Below are 17,294 nucleotides of genomic sequence, written 5' to 3'. Positions count from 1 at the left end.
ATAATGATTTTGATTTTTATAATAGCGATGACAAATCGGTAAATGTCGAAAATGGTCGCCGGATGGTGACACTTGTTGAATGTCGTTGGTTTGAGAGTGAAGTTTATTACAAGGCTCCTGATTTAGAAACGGGTGAACTTCGTGATTACAGTAAGCAAGAGTTTGAACAGCTTCAATGTATGATGCCTGATATTCAGGGGGTGCAGTTTAATAAAAAGGTTGTCAGGCGTGCTTTTTTAGGGAGGAAATTGCTTGAATCTCCTGATCAACCTTTGGTTCCTGCGGGACAATTGGGTTGGGAGTGTATAACGGGGTATTTTGATAAGATCAACCGGCAGTTTTATGGGGTTGTGCGTCCCACAAAAGACCCTCAACGGTGGGCAAATAAATATTTTAGTCAGGTAATGAACATTCTCAATAGCCAATCCAAGGGGGGGATTATGGCAGAGAGAGGAGCCTTTGAAGATGAGAGAGAAGCACTAAGAAGTTGGAGCAGGGCAGATAGTATTACGATGCTTAAACCGGGTTCACTCGCTGCAGGTAAGATACAACCAAAGCCTGTTGCGCAGTTTCCAACGGGCTTTTTCCAACTGTTTAATGAAGCTAAGGAAGCAATTAATCAGGTGACGGGTTTATCGCCTGAGTTCATTGGCACAAGAGAAGTAACACAAGCGGGTATTTTAGAGGCACAACGACGTCAATCCAGTCTTAACCTGCTTGCTTGTCTGTTTGATGGTCTGCGTTTGTATCGCAAAAGGCAAGGTAAGATTATTTTACACCTTATACAGAATTATTTGTCTGATGGTCGCTTGGTACGGATATCGGGTGAGGAGAATGCGCAATATATTCCCTTAACACGTGAAGCGGTGATGAGTGTTGATTACGATATTGTGGTGGATGATGCCCCAACCAGCCCGAATGAAAAAGAGCGGACCTTTGGCATTATCACCCAGCTTTTACCATTGCTTCAACATGCTGTTACACCGGATATCATGCTTGATTTGCTGCGTTATTCTCCCTTGCCTGCGTCATTACTCAATCGTGTAAACGAAAAGTTCCAACAGCAGCAGCAAATGGCGCAACAAGAACGGCAGTTGGATCCTGAGCAGCAAATGAAGTTGCAAGAAAAGCAGCAAGATATTGCGACCAAAAGCCAGATGCAACAGTTAGATTTACAAGCCAAGCAGATTGACCTGTTCATGCATCAAAAGAGAGCAGAATTGGAAGCGGAATTGATGCAGCAGAAACATGAACTTGAGAGGCAGCGCATTCTCAATGAGCAAGCGCAAAATCAAATCATGCGTGAAAGAGCGGCAACTTATCGAGGAAGAAGCATTTGAGAGAGGTTAGAGAATGAATGCAGAAATGAATGAAGCTATGAATGAAGATTATAGAGTTGCAGCACCGGTCTTTGATGACGAGAGTTCTTTTGAGAGCAATCACGAGGTCGAGACGGTTGAGAGCAATGATGCCACACCTCCAGAGCCGGTTGTAGAGCCCGTTGAAAAGCCTTCAGAAATCGTTCCTAGTATAGAGCAGCAGCGCGTTGTCGAACAAGCCAAGCAAGCCCGTGAAGCGCTTGTCAAGTTTTATGAACCCAAGTCCCAGACAGCAATGGCTGAGGGAGAAAGTTCTCCTCCGGATCCTACACAAGACATTATTGGCTACATGTCTTGGATGGGCAAGAAGCTTCAAGAGCAAGATGCGTATATTAGGGAACAAAAAGAAGCGTTAAGACAAGCTGAGGAACAGCAGAAGTATGATGTACATCTTAGTCAGTTTTTAGAAAATTCTGTTACATCAGTAAAAGATAAATACAGTGATTTTGGTGATGCGGTAAACTTTCTTTATGAGACGCGTGCGAAGCAATTAAGTGCTTGGTCGACGCTTTATCCTGAGTATGCAGAACCAAACACAATTTCTGAGATCATAGGGAATGAATTGCGTACGATTGTGGCGACTTGTGCACAAAAAGATCTCAATCCGGCAGAAGCGCTTTATAAGGTAGCACAAGATTTTGGCTATCAAAACCAAGGGGTACAAGCCAATCATCAAGTTGCAGCGCTTCAAAGTCGGCAAAATTCTGCGCGAACCTTAACGGCATCTGGAGGAGGAGGCAGTGTTGGACCAATGACTCTAAAAGCTATTGGAAATATGTCTGATAAAGAATTTGGAGAATGGTATAGCAATCCTAAAAATCAAATCATTTTTGATCAGTTAATGGGGCGCGATGGTTGATTATAGTCTAGGCGCATAACGTAATCCGCCTTTGATGCGGATTTTTTGCCGGCTTTAAGCCGGTTTTTTTATATAGCAAAGAAAGGCAAAATAAATGGCAATAACACGTATACCTATTAATGATGCCCAAGCGGTGAAAGCTTGGTCAAAGAGATTAAATTATGAAGCGTCAAAAGCGCTTGATATTGAACCATTAATGGGAGAAGGTTCCAATAGTATCATTCAAGTCAAAAATGAACTCAGGAAAGAAGGCGGAGATTGTGTTACTTTTAGCTTACGTGCACAGATTATGGGACGTGGTGTAAGCGAGAATCAAACGCTTAAAGGCAATGAAGAGGCTCTTCAATTTCTTCATGACAAATTATATATCAATGAGCTTAATCATGCTGTTTCGACGAAAAACAAAGGTACAATTGATCAGCAACGTATTCTATTCAGTTTGCGCGATGAGGCGAATAAGGCATTGGTTGATTGGTATGCCGACCGTTTGAGTTTGATGTTTTTTCTTCAAGTGTGTGGTTATACAGCGCACACACTCAAATTTGAAGGACGTGAGATTGATATTGATGAACTTTATTATGGCTTTAACCAACCATTGGCTCCAAGTAGTAAGCGGATTGTTCGCCCAGATGGAAAGACCAACGATGAAAGTTTAACCGAGGCAGCAAAGCATGGCTTTAGTCTCAAATTGATTGATGAAGCTGTCAAAGTTGCGAAGTTAGCGAATCCGAAGATCAGACCTGTTCGTGTTGGTGGTGCGAATGTTTATGTGCTGTATCTTCATCCTATACAAGTTATGCAACTGCGCACCAATACAGATACTGGTCAGTGGCTTGATATACAGAAGGCAGCTTATTCTGGCTCGCGCGCGAAGAACCCGATTTTTGATGGTTCACTTGGCATGTATAACGGTGTGATTTTACGTGAATCGGAACATGTTACACCGGGTGTGAAGTCTACTGGTGGCATTGAGGAGAATGTCCGTCGTGCTGTCTTGCTTGGTGCACAAAGTGTGATGCTTGCCTTTGGAGCAGAAGATCAGGATACACGCTATAGTTTGGTCGAAGAGCTTGATGATTATCAAAGGGTCTATGGTGTTGCTGCTAAGACAATCATAGGCATGAAAAAAACACGTTTCCAGATTCCTGGAAAAGGACAAAATGCGCAGGATTTCGGAACCGTCGTTATTTCAACATACACTGGTGAAAAGCCTTCTTAATGCCTTTGAGAAAGGAAAACAGACATGACAAATGGATTACCAGGAACTCTACAAGGGAGAAGCTTACTTACACAACAGGTAAGCTTTTTTAGACTGAACTTTACCCACGCAAATAAAGATCAAGCAATGAAGATAGGAACGCTGCCTCATGGTGCCGTGATTACATCGGTTAAAGCTTTTATCAAGACAGCGTTTTCAGAGGCAAAACTCGCCATTGGAGTTTCTCCCACGGGGAAAGAATTTGGTGAGAAAGATATCAAAACGCAAGGAACGCAGGATTTTACAGCAACAGGGCAAAAAGAATTTGTGCCTTATGACGAAGAGATTACTCTTTACGCCAAAATGGACAAGTCTGTTGCTTCCGGTGAGGGCGTTGTTGTTGTTCAATTCGTGACAAATTGCTGATGAAAGGAAGAAACATGGCAGATGGATTACCAAAACCCTTACAGGGACGAAATCTTCATACACAGCAGGTTAGTTTTTTTAGACTTGATGTTACGCATAAAGCCAAAGAGCAGGTTATGAAGATAGGTATTCTACCTCGTGGTGCCTTGATCACCTCAATCAAAGTCTTTGTTAAGACAGCATTTTCAGGGGCAAAACTCAAATTTGGTAGTACGCATGAAGTAAATGACTTTAGTGAAGCGGATGTTGGGACACAGGGTATCAAATCTGTCACGATAAGCAATCAAAAGGAATTTATCCCTTATGACCAAGAACTTACTCTTTATGCCAAAATGGATAAATCTGTTGATTCTGGTGAAGCCACGGTGGTTGTTGAGTTTGTGACAAATCACTGAAATTGAGGTGGTTAATGCCTAGAAACTTTTTTAAGAAGTTGCATTGCTTTAATTTCTTTAATTTTAAGTGCAATCTTACGCATAAAAGCAATGCTAAAATAGCCTTGTGGTTTTGTAGATTCAAAGTCAAAAAGATCTCCGCAAGCAACAATATTGAATTCATCAAGACGTAGCCAAGAATCTTTTTTTAGCTTTGTTCGCTTACATTCTGTTTCAGGTATTTTTAAACTCAATTGCAAATCATGAGGTTCTTGTGAAGTGATAGGAAATAAAAAGAAGTGCGTTTCTGTTTTTACTACAACACAAGCAGGCCGTGACTTACGACCTGAATCCTCACCCTTCTGAGATTGTTCATGCCATAAGTAATAGTATCTAACGACGTCACCTGCTTTAAACATTTTTGTCACTTTTTAAAAGTTCATCCAAACCTCTGTCTAAGTCATCTAATATATCCTTCGGTGCATCAGTATAAGAAAAAGCTTGTGCACTGGAACGAGATTTTATCAATTGATTATATAAATCGATAGGAAGCATAATAATTTTTTCTCGTCCTCGCTTAGTTAAAGCTACGGGGGTGGACATTGCTTCATCTAATATGTCACCTGTTCCGCGGTTTAGATCTGTAAAACTGTATTTTTTCATAAAAGCACTCCTATGAAGTACATACTATACATATAATGCATAAAATATGTATTTTATGCAAATAGGGGTAATGTCAAGGCAAGTTTTTTACTGAAAGGTGTTTTAATGTCGCGTCATTATATAAGGATCAAGACGGGAGGACCGACACAAGAGAAGGCAGAGGTTTATCGTCATAGAGGCACATTAGCCCATCTTGTGTCTGTGATCCAGGATGAGATTGATGACATTGGGGATGAGTATGTTCGTCAAATTCAGGAGAGTATTTTTTGTGCGGTTCGTTTTTGTGAGAGGGAAAGTTTTTACTTTAATGAAAGCCGTGATGTGGTGTTTACAACGCGGGCAGGAAAGGGGGTCTATGATGCAACGGATACCCGCCATATTGAAACAGCTGTCAAAATAAGAAGCGTTTATCTTCGTTCTGATCCACATCATAAGCTTGAATTGGAGTGGAAAAGTCCTTTTTCCTTAGAGTCTTCGTTATCATCAGAGCAGCAAGGAAGGCCGGTTTGTTATAGTTATTTTGATAGGAAATTGCATCTTTATCCCACACCAGATAGAGCGTATCAGATTCAGCTCCTTCTCTCTCCGATGCGTTTATCAGAGATGGAGAGTGTCGATGAAGAGCATCCATGGTTTGTGCATGGCTTTGATCTGATTAAAGCACGCGCCAAATATGAACTGTACAAGAATATCCTTAAAGAACCCGATTGTGCAGCAGCGGCTTACAATGACTTTAATGAACAATTGCATGAATTGCGCGCAGAGACATCTAAACGTCATAATGTCACCCGAATAATTCCAACGGCTTTTTAGCATGGTTTATTTTCCGATAGCTGATTACAGACCGGATGTTGCGGTCGTTAACGGTCGCTTTACGGATACGCTTGTCAATGTTTTGCCGGCGGATGGCTGTTATATTCCGATGCCCAGTGCGACGGTTGTGTCTCATCCTTTGGAAGAAAAGCCTTTGGGGTCGATAGCCTTTAGAACTGGCAATGGTGTTAAAATTATCGTAGGGGGCGCACAAAAGCTTTACAGTTATGATAGTCAAACGCGGAGTTGGAAGGACATAAGCCAAAGTGGTGTGACGTATCAAGCCAATGAGGAGAATCAATGGTCGTTTGCGTTGTTTGGCGAAACCATTCTTGCGGTGAATAAAAATGATAAAGCCCAGGCTTTTAATATTCGTAGTTCCGAACGGTTTGCAGATTTAGGCGGCAATCCACCCAAAGCAGGTTTGGTCAAGGTTTGGGGTGATTTTGTTTGTTTGATGCAATTGACAGATAATCCCAATCGCATCCATTGGTCAGGCTTGAACGATGCCACCCATTGGACGGTTAAAGAGAAAAATTGCGATTTTCAAGATTTTCCGGATGGAGAATATGTGCAAGGGGCAACGGAATCGAACAATCCCATCATTTTTATGCGTTCTGCGATTTATGCAGGAACTTTTGTTCCAGGTTCTAAGATAGTGTTTACGTTTCAAAAGATCCAAGACAAGCGCGGAGCCCGCAGTGCAGCGTCGATAGCTTGTCGAGGAAGTGATGTTTTTTTTGCCGGTGATGGCGGTCTTTATCAGATGAGTTTTGATGGTCAACTTTTTCCGATAGGCTTTGAAAAGGTTGACCGAACGGTTTTTAAAACCTTTGACAAGTTTGCTCTTGATGAGATGCAAGGGGTGATAGACCCCGTTGATAATCGTGTTTACTGGTCTTTAAAGAGAGGCAATAACCAGCAAACCACCTTTGTTTATGATTGGGGATTACAGAAATGGTCGACGCTCCAGGGGAAGCCTTTCACCTTGTTTCCTGTTTTTACGACAGGTTATACTTTAGAACAGTTAGATGAGATTTCGCTCAATCTTGAGGCATTGCCTGCTTCTTTAGACAGCCCCCGTTGGCAAAGTGGTGTTCCAATGCTTGGTGCTTTTGATGAATTAAATCGTCTTGTTATGTTTACAGGAGCTCCGATGGAGGCGGTTGTTGTTTCGCAAGAGATGGGGGCCCCAGATGGAAGTTTTAACTTTATCACGAAGATGTTTGCAGAAGTTGATACGACGCAAGGACTTTTAAGCATAGGAGAACGTCGTCTTCGCAATCCTCAAACACCGATCACATGGCACAAGGAGAGGATGTGTTCGTATGTTACGGGGGCTTATCATGGGAGGTCACGCAATCGTTATCACCGGTTTAAATTGCGCATTCCTGAAACTGAACCTTGGACGAGGATAACGGGGTTTAACGTTGATTTCCGTCCTTTAGGCAGAGGATAATGGCAAAAGTGTTTTTAACCACGTCTTGGGATATGGAGCGTATAGCGCCATATCTTGAAGAAATCCTTGCGTCATTTCGTGAATATGTGGAACGTTTTAAACATGAAATCACGTTGCAAGAGCTCATTGAAGCCATTTGCAGTGGCAAGAAGCAGTTATGGCTTGTTTTAGACGATGACGAGCGCTTTTTAGCGGCCGTCACGACCCAGATACAACAGACAGTTTTAGGAAAGAAGCGGGCGCTGATTTGTGAATGTAGTGGGAAGGGCGTTCTTGATTTGGTTGATAATCTGAAATTTGCAGAGGACTGGGCGCGTGAGAATGGCGCTTTTGAGATAGAAATTTTGGGGCGTTTAGGTTGGAAACGTGCACTGAACAAGCAAGGATATTGCATAACGATGCTTTATTATAGGAAGGAATTATGAAATGGGGAGCAAGACACCAGCAACAACAGAACAAAAACAGGTTCAGACAAGCGCTCCTCCTGTTTGGATGGCAAATGTATTTCAGCGTGGTGGTAGGGATGCGTATAATCTGTATAATACTGGGATGGGTGGGAATGTGTATGGTGGCGTGCGTATTGCACCATTAAGTGATCAAACGCGCTATGCCATAGGTGGTCTTGGCAGCATCCCTCACCATTATCAAAACCGTTCTTTGATGAGTAGGATCTACAATCCAACATCGGCAGCCAATAATCTTGGAAGCATGGCTTCAGGGGGTATGGTCGGGCAGAATCCCTCTTTTAATGCTGCCCTTCAAAATAGCTTAAACCGTGTAAGAGATACGATTAATAGCTCTTTTGCTGGTGCCGGTCGTTATGGATCAGGTGCACATACCGGTGTCTTGGCAAATGAACTAGGTGCTTTGTCCACAAGCGCGACAGCGAACCAATATAATCAAGATGTGCAGAATATGATGCATGCTAATGCGATGATTGACCAAGCCAATCAAAATCAGTTGGGGGCGGCGAATAACTTCTTGCAGGGTTATGGTAATACTTATTCCAATGCCTTACAGGGCTCTTCACTACTTGATGCTTATAACCAAAGACTTGTTGATGCTGAACGCGAACGCTGGCTGGAGCAAGACAATAGCGGTTGGAATAGACTGAATATGTTGATGAACGCCGGTCATGGATTTGCAGGCCATTACGGTACAACCACCAACAACAGTACAAATTCCCTGATGCAAGGCAACAATCCTTGGAAGAATATTCTAGGGCTTTTAGGTGGTGTTGGTCAATTTGTTGCCCCTTATTTGGGGAAATAGGGAGAGAGGAAGTGATGGCAAATAAGAGCGAGAACATTTTATCAAGACTTCTTAATTCTCTGTACGCCATGGATCCATTGGCATCGCGTGTGCTCTTGCAAAATCAACAGGTGGAGAATGCACAACAACAGGCGAATAGATTGCCTTATTTAACACCTTCTCCAGCTGTTGGTACCGTTGGTTTACAGCCAGCCCCGTTCGGTTTAGCGAAAGATATACCGCCGTTACCGAATGTGAGTTCTGCTTTGAGATCACGGGAAATACAACCGACTGCATCCTCTTCATTTCCTTCTATGCCCATGGCGACAGTTGGTTCAAAACTGCATCCCTTAGGTTTGACTAAAGATATGGAACCATTGCCCAATGCACTTTCGGATTTGAAGTCATTGCAACCACAACAAGTTGCGTTAGCAGAATCCTCTCTTCCAACTGTACAATCGGAACAAACGGGATCTGTACCGCTCGTACAATCACAACCAGGCTCTACTTCTCAACAGAGCTTTTGGGATCAATTGCGTCATCCTGAGTTTTTACAGAGGCTATCGGATTATGCGATTGGTTATGCCTCATCGGATGGACCAATAGCCCAAAGCTTGGCGAATGCAGCGATGAATCTTCGTCATGGTGATATGGAAAGAGAACAGAAGAAGCAGGTTAATCAAACAGTCGAGTATCTCAAATCTAAAGGGTACAGTGAAGAAGAAGCCCGGTTTGTGGCTGGGAATAAAGATGCGTTGAATTCTTTTCTACTACAAAAAGTGAATGGTGGTTATGACACTAGCTCTAAAGAAGAATTGGACCGCCAACGAGAAATGATAGAGCTTCAAAATAGTGAAGCTATTAGCAATAATATGCTCAATGATATCGAACGTTTTATGAATTACGTGAACGAAAATGGTGCGTGGGCTACGGGAAATCTTGCTGATTGGCAAGCTTCTTTCAATGTTCCTCAACACCGTGATATGAAGTCACTACTTAACTCGATTAAAAACCGTATAGGTATTGACCGTTTAGAAGCGATGAGGCGGTATTCACGCAATGGTGCTTCTGGTCTTGGAAACCTTACAGAAAAAGAGCTTGATATCTTAAAGAGCTATTTAGGAGAGATAGACTATAAGTTGGGTGACAAAGAGTTGATGTTTAGGTTGAAGAAAATACGTGAGATTTTAGGTAAGATGAAATCAAATGTATTGGCTTTGCTAGAGGATCGTCACACCAAATTGACAGAAGAGAATGTTCATCAAGTTACAGCATCATCGGCGCATACTCCAGTTATCAAGAAAGAATATAGTCATTTGCCTGTTGTGACGAGCAAAGAGCAAGAGGATGCATTGCCTTCAGGTACCTTATTTATTGGTGAAGATGGTAAGAGAAGGCGTAAGGGAGCTTGAGATGGGTTATATTCCTTATTCCCCGATTATTGATGATGCCTCAGATTATGATAGTACGTTTTCAGTGAAGAAGCGTCGTGATCATCAAGGCAAAAAACTAACGGGTTATATTCCTTATTCCCCTCTTGTTGAAGATGCATCAGATTATGATGGTATGGCTTCTCATTCACAACCTACAAAAGCTAGTTTTTTATTTGATGATCAAGATTTGACAGTGTGGGATGCGCTAAAGAGTCATGGCATATCTGGTTTAACGGCAGGTTATAGCGATGAAATACAGGCAGCGAATGAAGCAGGTTTTACGGATTATTGGAAGGGAGATCAAAAGGCTGAGGAGATCTATAACAGAAGAGTAGCAAAGGAACGTGCTTACCAAAAAGCCTTGGAAAAGAAATATCCTTGGTTGTCTTCTGGTGCTTATATTGTGGGTTCGATTTTACCAACATTAGCATCATTAGCTATCCCTGGATTAAATTTTTTAAGAGCAGGTTCGACTTTAGGAAGTTTGGGTAAGGGAATGCTTGTGGGAGCCGGTTCTGGTGCTTTGCATGGTTCTGGTGCGGGAGAAGGTTACAATAATACAGTGAACTCGGCGTTAGCTGGTGGTGTTGGTGGAGCTGTTTTAAGCCCGGTTGCTTCTTTAGCAGGCATGGGGGTTTCTAAGGCAGTTCGTGGTGTAGGAAATGCTTTAAAGTCACCTCCTCTTGTGAGGAATATTTTTAATCCTGCTCGTAAAGAAGTTTCAAATAAAGCTTTGAGAGAAGTTGCTAAGCAGCTTTATGAAGATAACACTAAAAAAATTACTGAACGCCTTAGCTCAGAACCTCATGATGTGTTTTTGACAGATATTAATGAAAAATTGCGACAGGCTTTGTGGAATTCCTCTAGAACCAATAAAGATGTTTATAATATTTTGAAACAAGCCCATGAGAAAAGATTAGGTGGTTCTGTTCAACGTCTTGATGATATGATGGATCAGACAATTGCTTCCTACCAGAATAGTGATGCTTTAAAAAGGATGCTTAAACAACAAGGGAAAGAGGCGCATGATCATCTTTATGAACAAGCAAGGCGCGCTCCAATAGGAGAAAAGCATTATGAAGCTCTTAATAAAATTTTTGAAAATAAAGGCTTTCAAAAAGCGCTCAAAGATGCTGTCTCTGCCTTAGCAGAGCATCCCTTAAAAGCAAATCCTCAACGCTTTTATGATAAAAAATTGAGCAGTCTAAACTATAAACCCACAGTAGAGTTGTTAGATCAAACCAAGCAGTCTCTTGATGACTTGATAGAGAAGAGTAAGAGACTTGGGGATAACCAAAAGGTTTCTGGTTACCAAATACTTAAAAAAGATTTGGTCAACATAATGGATGCGATCTCCCCTCCTTATCAAGCAGCGCGTAATAGTGCAGCAAAGTACAAAGGTTTTGAAGAGAGTTTTGAGAAAGGCAGGCAAGCTCTTGGAACAAAACTTGAAAAGAGTGTTGAAAGGGATGCGGTTAAGGAAAATCTTTCTAAAGGCAACTGGTCGGATAAAAACAATAGCTATCAGATGGGTATGAGAGATGCATTAGATGATTTATTAAGAAAAAAGGGGGATCCCATTAATGAATTCTCCAATCTTTTAAAACAAAATCTTGCATCTGAGAATCTTGAAAGGATCATAGGACCTGAACGGTTTGCAGCTTTTAAGAAGGCAGTCGATCAGGAGCAATTCTATTCTGATGCAGCCAAAAAAGGCTTTACAGAATTTAGGGGAGCTCCTGAGTTTTCTCTTTTTGATGGAGTTCGTGTCCCACATAGTATTCCTGATATACCAGTTCAAGGTTTTAAATTAGGACGGAATATATTTTTCCATCCGAATGCCCCAGAGGCGTTACATGCAAGACAAGAGCTAGAGCGTGGCATAGCAAAATTAGCAACTTTTGGCGTTAAGGGAATGGAGAGAACTGAGATTGCTCAATTGATTCAAAGTGCTTTGAAGTGGCATAAACGGGGAGTAATCACGGATGAAGGCTTGAAAATTGTTTCTAGAGCCATAGCCAAAGGATTAGGTCCTCGTGCTTCAATAGAGTACGCGAAATGACCCGTTATAGCCCTTCTATAGAGCAAGCGATACGGCAATCTGCCGCGCGTTATGGTTTGCCTGAGAGCTATCTGTATCGTGTTGCGCAGATTGAAAGTGGCGGCAATCCCAATGCAAGAAATCCCCGTTCCTCTGCTGGTGGGTTGTATCAGTTTATAGACAGTACTGCCAAACAATATGGTTTGCAGGATAGGTTTGACCCCATGCAAGCAGCCGATGCCATGGGGAGATTGACACGGGATAATCGCAACCATTTAAGCCGTCTGTTAGGCAGAGCGCCTAGTGAAGCAGAATTGTATTTAGCCCATCAACAGGGAGCAGGGGGAGCCGCGCGGCTTCTTCAAAACCCTCATGCCAATGCAGCACAAATCGTTGGAAGGAATGCTGTAGGTTTGAATGGCGGAAATACTGGCATGCGTGCAAGTGATTTTGTCAACCGTGTGTTACAAATGTATGGTGGGCAGCAGCCTTATAGTGCAAGCCCTGTTATTGCTGGAAGCAATGTTCCTCCAGGGGGTGGATTTGGAAAGAGGGATAATCTGCTTGAACTTTTAAGAGTCTTGCTGTCATCACAGCAAAAGCCATCAGAAGAAGATGATCATCCTTTGATGAAGCAATTTATGCGGGCATTTTACGGACCGTTTTACAAGATTTAGGATTCACGAGACATGTCAACGATTTATGATTGGTCGCTTAGAGCGTCAGAGAACACGCGCGCCGATGATTTGGTTGATTGGTCAGAGGGGCAGCATCCAAGCAGTGTGAATAGGAGTGCCCGTGTGATGATGCAAAGGATGAGGGAATATTTATCAGATACGGGGGGAGCGCTTGAAGGGATTGTTACAAATGATCATGTCCAACAAACGAGTGTGATAAGGCTTGAAAGCACCTCACAGTTTTTAGAGTATAAGAATGGGATCGTTTTGCGTTTTATGGCGACAGGCAGGAATGTTGGTGCAACCACGGTGTTCCTTAATGCTTTGGATGGCAAGCCTGTTTATCAGGCAACAGAATTAGGGGTTAGTCCTTTGATGGGAGGGGAAATCCAACAAGGGGGTATTTATACATTGATATCTAGTGAAGAGAGTTGGCATCTTGTTAATCCAACCTTTATCCCACCCCAAGAAGAAAGAAGTCTTTATCCCACTGGTTTTATAGGAACGTTTGGTATGCGTGATCTTCCCAAAGATTGGTTAATCTGCGATGGGAAGGCTTATTTGCGTCGTGATTATCGTGATTTATTTGCGACGATAGGAACGGTTTGGGGGGAGGGGGATGGTGTGACGACGTTTAATGTTCCGGATTTGCGAGGGATGTTTTTACGGGGTGTTGATGGAGGGCGGTCTCTTGATGAGGGGCGTGATTTTGCAAGTGTGCAAACCGATTTAATTGAGTCTCACCAACATCAAGGACAGGCTCTATCGATGCCTCATTTTACCAGCAATGAAAACTTTTGGGATGGGAATACGACGGATGTGTTGGGCTATCGTCTAGGCTTGTTTGGGGGGAGCTCTCTAGCGAATTTTATGGGTATAGAGCGTGAAAATTTAGGGGGCTACATTGTAAGTCCTTATATTTTTGATGATAGCCGAGAGGTTGTCTTGAAGAGCACTGGTGAAGGAGAAACACGTCCTGTTAATGTGAGTGTTCTGTTTGCGATTAAGACATGAGGTTTAAGATGTCGACGATCTATGATTGGTCTTTGAAAGCATCTGAGAATGCCTATTGTGATGATTTGATTGATTGGTCTGAAGGGCAACGTCCCAGTAGTTTGAATAACAGCGCTCGTTTTATGATGCAGCGTGTGCGTGAATATTTATCGGATACAAGTGGTGTGATTGAAAGTAGCTTCACGGTTGATGCTGGACAGCAGACGACGTTGATAAGACTTCAAAGCAAATCGCATTTTTTGAAATATAAGAATGGCATAGCAATCTATTTTAAAGCGAAAGGTAAGAATGTTGGGGCAACCACAATTGCCTTGAATGATTTAAGCGCTCAACCTGTTTACAAGGCAACGGAATTAGGCATCAGTGCTTTATCGGGAGGTGAGATTCAAAGAGGGTGCATTTATAGCTTGGTCTATAGGGCAGATGGTTGGCAGGTTTTAAATCCTACACCGGTCTCTTTATCACAAGAGCCGGTTATCCCTGTTTATCCGCCAGGGACTATAGGGGTTTTTGGGATGCAAGTTTTGCCGGAAGGCTGGTTATTATGTGATGGGAAGGCGTATTTACGCAGTGAGTATAGTGCTCTTTATGAAGCGATAGGGACAAGATGGGGAGGCAGTGATAGTTGGACGAAGTTTCATGTTCCCGATTTGCGTGGTGTCTTTTTGCGTGGTGTTGATGATGAGCGTGAGATAGACCGTTTTCGTTATCTTGGTACTTTACAGAATGACGCCTTGAGAAAGCATGACCATGGAGGTCAATCCTTTACGATTTTGAATAATGAAAATGAGGAAGAAAGTTGGTATGGGGATATGACCGTCATATGGGGGTATATGCTTAATGAGCAGCAAAGGTTGAAACTTGCTGAACGTCTGGGTGTAAAGGCGGAGGATATCCGCGTGCACCATAAGCTTGCCTTTCCCCATACCCACCTTCACATGCGTGATGTTGCGTTGGCAAGTTCAGGTGTCAGTGAGACGCGCCCGATTAATATGAGTGTTGTGTTTGCGATCAAGACGTGAGGTCAAGATGTCGACGATTTATGATTGGTCTTTGAAAGCATGCGAAAATGGTAGAGCCGATAATCTGATTAATTGGTCAGAGGGACAGCGTCCGAACACGGTCAATAACAGCGCTCGTTTTATGATGCAGCGTGTGCGTGAGTATTTATCGGATACGGGGGGTGTGATTGAAGGGATTGTTACGGTTGATGATCAACAAAAGACGAGTGCGATACGTCTTCAAAGCCCGTCGACATTTTTAGCGTATAAGAATGGGATATCGCTTTGTTTTAAAGTGAAGGGTAAGAATGTTGGAGCAACCACAATTGCTTTGAATAATTTAGCAGCTCAGCCCGTTTATAAAGCAACAGAAACCGGCTTATTAGCTTTATCGGGAGGTGAGCTACAAGATGGCTGTCTTTATACGGTTATGTATGATGAAGATATAACAGGTTGGCAAATTCTCAATCCCACAAGAAGAAAAGTTTCTTCGTTAAAACGTTTACCGTCTGGTCTAATCGGTCCTTTTGGAATGGAACGCTTACCCGATGGTTGGTTGTTGTGCGATGGCAAGGCATATTCGCGAAGAACTTATAGAGCCTTGTTTGAGGCGATAGGAACGACGTGGGGTCAAGGAGATGGCGTTGCGACCTTTAATGTTCCGGATTTTCGTGGGATGTTTTTACGAGGTCTGGATAATGAGCGCAATCTAGACCCTTGGCGTTCTTTTGCAAGTCAGCAAGGCTGTTCTTTGAAAGCGCATGAACATTTTATAGGTCCGGCCTCTTCAGAGGGTCGTTCTTCTCGAAAAAAACGGGATGTTTCTTCTTCTGAAGCTCCCTTAAGAAGGCAAAAGAAATCGATAGACGAAGAGTGTGTTGGTTTGAGTGGGGATGCCTTGGAAGGGTGTAATCAAGAATTTGAGCAAATAGCAGGAAGTTCACAGTTAGAGGTTCCATTTTGGTTTACAGCTAAGGACAAACCGCCCCGCTTACCTTGGTTTATCAGGAGCCCCTTTGCAAGCTTTTTATATTATTCGATGCCTTTCAAAGAAGGCCTCTATGACGGGGAGCATCATGAGCATCACCTGATGGCAGAGAGGGTTGGTGGTGTTGAAACGCGCCCGGTTAACGTGAGTGTTGTTTATGGGATCAAGAGATGAGGAGTTGAAATGTCCTTAAAACCGTTTGCGATATCAGAGCTTAGCGACCCGTCTCAAGTACGGGTTGTTTTGTATTCAGGAGACCGTTTTGTTCATGCGCCGCTTCATGGGGTTTTAGATTTGTTGAAGGCGTCATTGAAGTCAGAGTTTGAGGGTTCGTTTAAGGCTTTAGAAATTCAATTACAATCTTTGAGGGATGATGTTGAGGAACTGCAAGAGTGTTCCTTTGAAGAATGACTCTGAACGGATGTAAGGAAGAAAGAGATGGGGATACCACATCATACACATGAATATCCACTACCAGTAGCAACAGCAGAAGAAATGCTAGAGAGGACTTCGCAGGATGTTGTCGTTGTTCCGAAATTGCTAGGGACAGCGGCTTTGTATTCGCATGAAGCCTTTGCGACCACAGAACAGGTGATGAATGCCAGACAAGAAGCAGAAAAAGCCACGACACGAGCAAATGGCGCGCAACAAAAGGCTGAAGACGCTAAAAGAGTCGCTGATAGCGCTAAGGAATTAGCGGAAAGAGCGACAACTACGGCAACGCAAACGGCGCAAACGGCAGCGGCGGCAACAGAAACAGCGACGGAAGCGAAGGCAACAGCAGAAAATGCGCAACGTGTGTCAGAAGAAGCTAAGACGAAAGCAGAAGCTTCGCAAACGCTTTCTCAACAATCGAAGAGTGCTTGTGATGCTGCAAAACAAACAGCCAGTGAAGCGAAGGAAACCTCTGATGCGGCTAAGGTATTGGCGAATACAGCGGCGAGCGATGCTCGTGAAGCGAAGAGCTTAGCCGCAACAGCGGTCACAACAGCCAATGGTGCCAAGCAAGAGGCGTCTACGGCAGTTACTGTAGCCAATGAATCCAAGGTAACGGCAACAGGTGCTGTGACGAGGGCGACAGAAGCGCAGGATACAGCCAAACGGGCAGAGCAAGTTGCGCGAGCAGCCAAGCAAGAGGTAGAGGATGTCTCGAAAGTAGCCAGGCAAGCAGAACAAAAAGGCACAGCGGCTAGCCAAGTAGCAGCGACGGCGGTAGCAACCTCTCATGAAGCCAAGCAGACGGCGGAACAAGCCAAGGATTTATCAGAACAGGTAAAGGGCTTAGTAGAAACGGCGAAAGCAACGGCAGAAGGAGCAAAGAAACTGGCAGAAACAGCGGCGAATAGGGCGAGTGCAACGGCGATAGAGGTTATTAAGACGGCAGGGGATGCGAAGAGTGCAGGGACGTCTGCAACAGAGGTTGCGCGTGAGGCAAGGCAGAGAGCCGATGAGGCAAAGGGTCTTGCAGAGGAAGCAAAAGGATTAGCGGAGAGAGCGACAGCAGCGGTTAGCGAAGCTTCTACTTCAGTGAATGAAGTCAAACGAGCAGTGGATGGAGCTAAGAAAACGGCAGAGGAAGCTAAAACGGTTTCCGAAGAGGCAAAAGCTTCGGCACATAAAGCCCAAGAGGATGCAACAGAGGCATCTAGAATAGCCAATGAAGCCAAGTTAGCAGCAGATCAGGCCTTACAAGCTGATAGACAAGCCCTGCGTGAAGG

General features: G+C 43.4%; 18 protein-coding genes and 1 pseudogene. 17 read left to right on the top strand and 2 right to left on the bottom strand.

Annotation, left to right across the window (positions count from 1 at the left end; genetic code table 11):
- The 5 genes from HNQ69_RS06985 to HNQ69_RS06965 form a co-directional block, all read left to right on the top strand.
- Nucleotides 1–1,340: portal protein (locus HNQ69_RS06985; protein ID WP_183229326.1), on the top strand; the 1,340-nt coding region annotated here is incomplete at its 5' end.
- Nucleotides 1,341–1,353: 13 nt separating this feature from the next.
- On the top strand, nucleotides 1,354–2,238 hold the full coding sequence (locus HNQ69_RS06980; protein ID WP_183229325.1) for a hypothetical protein: 885 nt from the start codon (nucleotides 1,354–1,356) through the stop codon (nucleotides 2,236–2,238).
- Between the two features lie 94 nt (nucleotides 2,239–2,332).
- Nucleotides 2,333–3,457, top strand: coding sequence for a N4-gp56 family major capsid protein (locus HNQ69_RS06975; RefSeq protein ID WP_183229324.1), 1,125 nt, complete (start codon nucleotides 2,333–2,335; stop codon nucleotides 3,455–3,457).
- A gap of 24 nt (nucleotides 3,458–3,481) precedes the next feature.
- Nucleotides 3,482–3,862 (top strand): hypothetical protein, encoded by a 381-nt coding sequence (locus HNQ69_RS06970; protein ID WP_183229323.1) that lies wholly within the window; start codon nucleotides 3,482–3,484, stop codon nucleotides 3,860–3,862.
- Nucleotides 3,863–3,876: 14 nt separating this feature from the next.
- Nucleotides 3,877–4,257 carry a hypothetical protein gene (locus HNQ69_RS06965; protein WP_183229322.1) on the top strand — a complete coding sequence of 127 codons (381 nt, stop codon included), beginning with the start codon at nucleotides 3,877–3,879 and terminating at the stop codon, nucleotides 4,255–4,257.
- Between the two features lie 11 nt (nucleotides 4,258–4,268).
- On the opposite strand, the gene HNQ69_RS06960 is transcribed toward HNQ69_RS06965, so the two are convergent.
- Nucleotides 4,269–4,655: a hypothetical protein gene (locus tag HNQ69_RS06960; RefSeq protein ID WP_183229321.1), complete on the bottom strand. Its 387-nt coding sequence runs from the start codon at nucleotides 4,653–4,655 to the stop codon at nucleotides 4,269–4,271.
- Nucleotides 4,648–4,899, bottom strand: coding sequence for a type II toxin-antitoxin system Phd/YefM family antitoxin (locus HNQ69_RS06955; RefSeq protein WP_183229320.1), 252 nt, complete (start codon nucleotides 4,897–4,899; stop codon nucleotides 4,648–4,650). The genes HNQ69_RS06960 and HNQ69_RS06955 overlap by 8 nt, the downstream gene beginning before the upstream one ends.
- Before the next feature lie 105 nt (nucleotides 4,900–5,004).
- Here HNQ69_RS06955 and HNQ69_RS06950 point away from each other — a divergent pair, with 105 nt between their 5' ends.
- The 12 genes and pseudogenes from HNQ69_RS06950 to HNQ69_RS06895 all read left to right on the top strand — a co-directional run.
- Nucleotides 5,005–5,712 carry a phage adaptor protein gene (locus HNQ69_RS06950; protein WP_183229319.1) on the top strand — a complete coding sequence of 236 codons (708 nt, stop codon included), beginning with the start codon at nucleotides 5,005–5,007 and terminating at the stop codon, nucleotides 5,710–5,712.
- Nucleotide 5,713: 1 nt separating this feature from the next.
- Nucleotides 5,714–7,171, top strand: coding sequence for a hypothetical protein (locus HNQ69_RS06945; protein WP_183229318.1), 1,458 nt, complete (start codon nucleotides 5,714–5,716; stop codon nucleotides 7,169–7,171).
- The gene (locus tag HNQ69_RS06940; RefSeq protein ID WP_183229317.1) at nucleotides 7,171–7,596 is read left to right on the top strand and encodes a hypothetical protein; all 426 of its coding nucleotides are present in this window, start codon (nucleotides 7,171–7,173) and stop codon (nucleotides 7,594–7,596) included. The genes HNQ69_RS06945 and HNQ69_RS06940 overlap by 1 nt, the downstream gene beginning before the upstream one ends.
- Before the next feature lies 1 nt (nucleotide 7,597).
- Nucleotides 7,598–8,443 (top strand): hypothetical protein, encoded by an 846-nt coding sequence (locus HNQ69_RS06935; protein WP_183229316.1) that lies wholly within the window; start codon nucleotides 7,598–7,600, stop codon nucleotides 8,441–8,443.
- Between the two features lie 14 nt (nucleotides 8,444–8,457).
- Nucleotides 8,458–9,834, top strand: coding sequence for a hypothetical protein (locus HNQ69_RS06930; protein ID WP_183229315.1), 1,377 nt, complete (start codon nucleotides 8,458–8,460; stop codon nucleotides 9,832–9,834).
- Between the two features lies 1 nt (nucleotide 9,835).
- Nucleotides 9,836–11,917, top strand: coding sequence for a glycine zipper family protein (locus tag HNQ69_RS06925; protein WP_183229314.1), 2,082 nt, complete (start codon nucleotides 9,836–9,838; stop codon nucleotides 11,915–11,917).
- Nucleotides 11,914–12,573: a transglycosylase SLT domain-containing protein gene (locus HNQ69_RS06920; protein WP_183229313.1), complete on the top strand. Its 660-nt coding sequence runs from the start codon at nucleotides 11,914–11,916 to the stop codon at nucleotides 12,571–12,573. Before HNQ69_RS06925 ends, HNQ69_RS06920 begins: the two co-directional genes overlap by 4 nt.
- 12 nt (nucleotides 12,574–12,585) lie before the next feature.
- Nucleotides 12,586–13,587, top strand: a complete 1,002-nt coding sequence (locus HNQ69_RS06915; RefSeq protein WP_183229312.1) for a phage tail protein — start codon at nucleotides 12,586–12,588, stop codon at nucleotides 13,585–13,587.
- Nucleotides 13,588–13,595: 8 nt separating this feature from the next.
- The gene (locus HNQ69_RS06910) at nucleotides 13,596–14,609 is read left to right on the top strand and encodes a tail fiber protein (protein WP_183229311.1); all 1,014 of its coding nucleotides are present in this window, start codon (nucleotides 13,596–13,598) and stop codon (nucleotides 14,607–14,609) included.
- A gap of 7 nt (nucleotides 14,610–14,616) precedes the next feature.
- Nucleotides 14,617–15,750, top strand: a complete 1,134-nt coding sequence (locus HNQ69_RS06905) for a phage tail protein (RefSeq protein ID WP_183229310.1) — start codon at nucleotides 14,617–14,619, stop codon at nucleotides 15,748–15,750.
- Between the two features lie 9 nt (nucleotides 15,751–15,759).
- Nucleotides 15,760–15,987: a hypothetical protein gene (locus HNQ69_RS06900; RefSeq protein ID WP_183229309.1), complete on the top strand. Its 228-nt coding sequence runs from the start codon at nucleotides 15,760–15,762 to the stop codon at nucleotides 15,985–15,987.
- A 27-nt stretch (nucleotides 15,988–16,014) separates the two neighbouring features.
- A pseudogene (locus HNQ69_RS06895) lies at nucleotides 16,015–17,294 on the top strand (hypothetical protein); the annotation flags it as partial.

This window comes from Bartonella callosciuri, assembly GCF_014203215.1.
Lineage (GTDB): Bacteria > Pseudomonadota > Alphaproteobacteria > Rhizobiales > Rhizobiaceae > Bartonella > Bartonella callosciuri.
The sequence above is the reverse complement of the archived record's forward strand: the minus strand, read 5'-3'. Positions and strand labels throughout refer to the sequence as shown.

Coding starts and splice junctions, on each gene's coding strand:
- HNQ69_RS06915 (WP_183229312.1), top strand. CDS start 12,586: ATGTCAACGATTTATGATTGGTCGCTTAGAGCGTCAGAGAACACGCGC.
- HNQ69_RS06930 (WP_183229315.1), top strand. CDS start 8,458: ATGGCAAATAAGAGCGAGAACATTTTATCAAGACTTCTTAATTCTCTG.
- HNQ69_RS06945 (WP_183229318.1), top strand. CDS start 5,714: ATGGTTTATTTTCCGATAGCTGATTACAGACCGGATGTTGCGGTCGTT.
- HNQ69_RS06935 (WP_183229316.1), top strand. CDS start 7,598: ATGGGGAGCAAGACACCAGCAACAACAGAACAAAAACAGGTTCAGACA.
- HNQ69_RS06925 (WP_183229314.1), top strand. CDS start 9,836: ATGGGTTATATTCCTTATTCCCCGATTATTGATGATGCCTCAGATTAT.
- HNQ69_RS06970 (WP_183229323.1), top strand. CDS start 3,482: ATGACAAATGGATTACCAGGAACTCTACAAGGGAGAAGCTTACTTACA.
- HNQ69_RS06905 (WP_183229310.1), top strand. CDS start 14,617: ATGTCGACGATTTATGATTGGTCTTTGAAAGCATGCGAAAATGGTAGA.
- HNQ69_RS06920 (WP_183229313.1), top strand. CDS start 11,914: ATGACCCGTTATAGCCCTTCTATAGAGCAAGCGATACGGCAATCTGCC.
- HNQ69_RS06955 (WP_183229320.1), bottom strand. CDS start 4,899: ATGAAAAAATACAGTTTTACAGATCTAAACCGCGGAACAGGTGACATA.
- HNQ69_RS06940 (WP_183229317.1), top strand. CDS start 7,171: ATGGCAAAAGTGTTTTTAACCACGTCTTGGGATATGGAGCGTATAGCG.
- HNQ69_RS06965 (WP_183229322.1), top strand. CDS start 3,877: ATGGCAGATGGATTACCAAAACCCTTACAGGGACGAAATCTTCATACA.
- HNQ69_RS06900 (WP_183229309.1), top strand. CDS start 15,760: ATGTCCTTAAAACCGTTTGCGATATCAGAGCTTAGCGACCCGTCTCAA.
- HNQ69_RS06980 (WP_183229325.1), top strand. CDS start 1,354: ATGAATGCAGAAATGAATGAAGCTATGAATGAAGATTATAGAGTTGCA.
- HNQ69_RS06960 (WP_183229321.1), bottom strand. CDS start 4,655: ATGTTTAAAGCAGGTGACGTCGTTAGATACTATTACTTATGGCATGAA.
- HNQ69_RS06910 (WP_183229311.1), top strand. CDS start 13,596: ATGTCGACGATCTATGATTGGTCTTTGAAAGCATCTGAGAATGCCTAT.
- HNQ69_RS06950 (WP_183229319.1), top strand. CDS start 5,005: ATGTCGCGTCATTATATAAGGATCAAGACGGGAGGACCGACACAAGAG.
- HNQ69_RS06975 (WP_183229324.1), top strand. CDS start 2,333: ATGGCAATAACACGTATACCTATTAATGATGCCCAAGCGGTGAAAGCT.